Here is a 240-nt window from a genome sequence, read left to right as displayed (position 1 = left end):
AAGCCCGCGTAGGCCTTGCGAACGTTAGGTGGCGGGCCTCACACTTTTCCGATGGTCCCTGGGGTGTTTTCGCAATGATTTAATTTCGTAAACCTCTGTTGATTGCTGTATGTGTGCTGTTGACCAGTCAGTGGGTGTTGGCTTGCGAGCCGGAATTTCATTGGCCCAGCGGCTGGCAAATCTAAGAGGTGACGCCCGATGGCGATGCCACCGTAAGCGCTCAGTCCGTGTCCCGACAGC

General features: G+C 55.8%; 1 pseudogene. It reads left to right on the top strand.

Annotation, left to right across the window (positions count from 1 at the left end):
* Positions 1-51 precede the first annotated feature (51 nt).
* Positions 52-182 (top strand): annotated as a pseudogene (locus ACFZPT_RS26935) (DUF4946 domain-containing protein); the annotation flags it as partial.
* Positions 183-240 lie beyond the last annotated feature (58 nt).

The sequence above is a fragment of the Pseudomonas sp. MD330_10 genome (assembly GCF_042610415.1).
Taxonomy (GTDB): Bacteria; Pseudomonadota; Gammaproteobacteria; order Pseudomonadales; family Pseudomonadaceae; genus Aquipseudomonas; species Aquipseudomonas rhodesiae.
Note: the sequence above shows the minus strand (reverse complement) of the source record. Positions and strands in the feature narration are given on the sequence as shown.